This window comes from Arthrobacter sp. MP_M4 (assembly GCF_035984855.1).
In the GTDB taxonomy this organism is placed as follows: domain Bacteria; phylum Actinomycetota; class Actinomycetes; order Actinomycetales; family Micrococcaceae; genus Arthrobacter.
The window spans coordinates 1-1,200 of sequence record NZ_JAXCHX010000071.1 but is presented as its reverse complement, the minus strand read 5'-3'; the positions used below and the strand labels follow the sequence as shown (position 1 = coordinate 1,200).

Below are 1,200 nucleotides of genomic sequence, written 5' to 3'. Positions count from 1 at the left end.
GTCCAGTTTTCCCAGTAGCGGTTCGGCGTCATGCCGTCCAGGGATCCGTGGGGCCGTTCATGATTGTAGATAGCTTTCCATTCCTCGGCCAAATACTTCGCTTCGGCCATGGTGTCCATGATTTCTCCGGAGAGTTGTTCCCTTCTGAACTGGGCGTTGAATGATTCGATGAAGCCGTTCTGCCAGGGTGATCCCGGGTCGATGAAGGCGGTGTCCACGCCGGCGGTGTTGCACCAGTCGATCAGTGCGGCCGCGGTGAATTCCGGCCCGTTGTCGCACCGGACGTAGGTCGGGGCGGTGCCGGTTTCGGCGATGATGTTCTCCAGCGCCGCGACCACGTCCGCGGCCTTGAACGACCGGCGCGGGATGATCGCCAGCGCCGTGCGCGTGTACTCATCGATGACGTTGAAGAACCGGATGTGCCGCCCGCAGGAAGTCACGTCGGACTGGAAGTCGAAGCTGACCACATGCATCGGATACTCGGCCGTGAGCCGCTTCTGCTCCCCGGCTCCGGGCCCGGTCCGCCGCTTCTTCCTCGCCCTGGGCTTGCAGGTGAGTCCTTCGTCGCGCCAGAGCCGGCGCACCCGCTTCCTGTTCAGCGCCACTCCAGCCCACTCCGGCTGGGCGAGCAGGTGCCAGCGGGCCTTCCGCCAACCCCACACCGGGTGCGTCACCGCGACGGCGCGCAGAGCTGCTCGGAGCCGCGCTTCCTCGAAGCCCATGTCGGGTTTCTTCTTGCGGAACGCGGACCGGTTCTGGCCCAGGACGTTACAGGCCAAGCGTTCGGAAGCCCCGAACTTCTCCACCGCCATGCGCACGGCACGGCGGCGGGGTTCGGGGCTCAGAATTTTCCCTTGGCCACCTCGTTCAGGATGTCGATGGCCAATTCCTTCTCCGCCAGCAGCCGCTTGAGCCGGGCATTCTCCTTCTCCAGCTCCCTGGTCCGTTTGGACGCCTCGGCGTTCTTCTCGGACCCGTACTGATTCAGCCACCGGTACCAGGTCGCCTCCGTGACCTGGAGCTCCTTGATGACCTCGACCATCGGACGTCCGTCGTTGAGCATCTTCTGGCCCTGCCGGACCTTAGCGATGACCTGCTCGGGGGTATGTCTGCGTGCCATGATTCGTGAATTTCCTCCTGTGTCCATTCTCGGACACGAAACTCACACAAACACTGGACTTCTACATGGGGACCCAACCA

1 protein-coding gene is annotated in these 1,200 nt (G+C 63.2%); it reads right to left on the bottom strand.

Going from position 1 to position 1,200, the window contains the following annotated elements:
• Nucleotides 1-1,120, bottom strand: a protein-coding gene (locus tag RCH15_RS19060; protein WP_326962218.1) for an IS3 family transposase whose coding sequence is annotated in 2 segments (ribosomal slippage) — nucleotides 1-847 and nucleotides 847-1,120 — 1,121 coding nt annotated over the 2 segments. Because the reading frame shifts where the segments join, the coding sequence is not laid out codon by codon here. This gene is flagged as partial in the annotation.
• Between the last annotated feature and the right edge of the window lie 80 nt (nucleotides 1,121-1,200).